General features: G+C 34.7%; 1 protein-coding gene and 2 pseudogenes. All 3 read right to left on the reverse strand.

Translation table 11 applies throughout. From position 1 onward, the window contains the following. Positions 1–208: 208 nt before the first annotated feature. Positions 209–853 (reverse strand): annotated as a pseudogene (locus PR699_RS19530) (hypothetical protein); the annotation flags it as partial. Positions 854–1,014: 161 nt separating this feature from the next. Continuing rightward, complete coding sequence (locus PR699_RS19535; protein WP_014657548.1) at positions 1,015–1,788, reverse strand: hypothetical protein; 774 nt, start codon at positions 1,786–1,788, stop codon at positions 1,015–1,017. Between the two features lie 330 nt (positions 1,789–2,118). Beyond that, positions 2,119–2,524, reverse strand: a pseudogene (locus tag PR699_RS19540) (hypothetical protein); the annotation flags it as partial.

The raw sequence follows: 2,524 nt of genomic DNA on the forward strand, positions 1-2,524 counted from the left end.
TTCATCATATCTGACCTCCGGCTACAATTAGAAAAAACTAATTGTCAACCGAAGTCCAGATTTTCATATATTACTATATCAGCTGCATTAAAGACAGTCTTAACGAATCCAGAGACATTTAGAGCACGTTTAAGTAGATAATTATCCTATTCTCCTAATTAAAAGTAACAGTTTAAATTAGGAGCAACAGAAAAAAACGGTTAGTTTTTTATTTTTGTGTCATAGATTCTGATATCGCGATCAATTTTTTGTATTCAGGATAAAGCCATTTAGTTTTTTCTTGTTCTCCGTTAGGGTAAATAAAGGTTGCTATTGAATCTTCATTTTTATTTTTAGGTCCAATACTGTACGTTTTCATATTTGCTTTATAATCAATATTTACATTGATATTATTAGCTTTTTTTACTTTATAAGTCATAGTTTCGTATTTGGCGATTAGCCAAAATGACATCTCGTGACCACCAATAAAATCTTCTGTAATCAACGGGAATAACGTTAATGTCTCATTAAAATCCCCTGATTTTTTTTCATAGCCACCATCAAATGTGGCTGGCGCGTTATTGTCTAATACAAAGCTAATTTTTTTACCTAAATTATCTGATATTAAAGGATCAATTTTTGACGGATCTTTGAGTGTGACTTCAAAAACAAAATTGCTGAGTTTCCAGTCACATTTTCCGCCACCAGACTGAGGGATATTCGCTTCCAGTTGATTCGAAGCATTCATCGTTAGGGGATATTGTTCACGATGGTATCCTGGAACCGTGTAGACCTCCATATTGGAGGTTCGGTTTTCTTTGCGGCAGATTTCAGAACGATATACCGCATAAATCGGGGATGACGCTAATTCTTGAGACTGTTATAAACCTTTAGGATGGATTTAGGTGTTATGTGTGTTTAGTGCTTAAAATCGTGTTAAGGCGTTCTAATGGTGTCTAACGGGCGGTTTAAGTGGTAAACTCGCCCGTTTAATATAATGGGTCTTATTGAAATTTGAAAATAGGCATCCTGTTTTTATTTGGCTGACATAGATTCTGATATATCAATCAGTTTGTCGTATTGGGGATTATATTCACCATAAACAATATTGCCATTTGGATATATCATTGTTGGTTTTGCACCTTTTTCTTTCTTTTTAACGCTAACCCAATGACTTATCACATTTGATTTATAATCAATGTTAATATTGATTATATTGGTGTTTTTGACTTTATATGTCATGGTTTCGTATTTAGCTATTAGCCAAAACGATTTCTCGTGACCGCCAATAAAACTTTCTCTAATCAACGGAAATAACGTTAATGTTTCATTAATATCCCCTGATTTTTGTTCATAACCGCCATCAAAAGTCGCTGGAGCGTTATTATCCAATACAAAAGTCGCTTCAGAACCAAAGTTTTTTGATATCAATGGGTCTATTTTTGACGGGTCTTTGAGTTTAACTTCAAATTTAATATTGCTAAGTTTCCATTCACATTTTCCGCCGCCGGATTGAGGTATATCTGCTTCCACTTGATTCGAAGCATTCATCGTTAGGGGATATTGTTCACGATGGTATCCCGGAACCGTGTAGACCTCCATATTGGAGGTTCGGTTTTCTTTGCGGCAGATTTCAGAACGATATACCGCATAAATCGGGGATGACGCTAATTCTTGAGGGAGCGTTGCTGTAAAATGAAGGCTTTCCCCATTGATTGGGGGAATAAAGGTGTCACTTTTTGCACACCCTTGCAAAAAGAATACACTTAATAACGCAGTGAAAGCGGTTTTATGATACAGAAATTTCATAAGTTTCTTCCTTAAAACGTTCAAGTGACAGTTTTAATATATCATTTTGAGCAAATTTTTGTAATTCATCTTCAAGTGCCATAAAAGTGGTAGCTTGTGCCTTTTGTCGATTTCAATGTATTTTTCCATTCAATCTCAAGGTTGTTAAAAACGTCATCAAACACCACAGAAACTGTTATAAACCTTTAGGATGGATTTAGGTGTTATGTGTGTTTAGTGCTTAAAATCGTGTTAAGGCGTTCTAATGGTGTCTAACGGGCGGTTTAAGTGGTAAACTCGCCCGTTTAATATAATGGGTCTTATTGAAATTTGAAAATATGCATCCTATTTTTATTTAGAGGACATAGATTCGGATATTTCAAGTAGCTTTTTGTATTGGGGAAAGCGTTCTCTGGTTACCTCTTGTTCCCCATTAGGATAAATAAAGGTAGCCATTGAATCTTTATTTTTCTTTTTTGGTCCAATACTGTAAGTTTTTATGGCTGATTTGTAATCAAAATTAATATTGATATTCTTAGCGCTTTTCACTTTATAGGTCATCGTTTCATATTTTGCAATTAACCAAAATGACTTCTCATGACCACCAATGAAATCTTCTGTAATCAACGGAAATAAGGTTAATATCTCATAAAAATCCCCTGATTTTTTTTCATAGCCGCCATCAAAAGTCGCTGGCGCATTGTTATCAAGCACGAAGGTGACTTCTATTCCAAAGTTTTCTGAAATTAACTGATCA

This window comes from Providencia sp. PROV268 (assembly GCF_028477805.1).
Taxonomy (GTDB): Bacteria; Pseudomonadota; Gammaproteobacteria; order Enterobacterales; family Enterobacteriaceae; genus Providencia; species Providencia stuartii.

Excerpts from the sequence above, each read along its gene's own strand:
- PR699_RS19535 (WP_014657548.1), bottom strand. The coding sequence starts at position 1,788 with ATGAAATTTCTGTATCATAAAACCGCTTTCACTGCGTTATTAAGTGTA.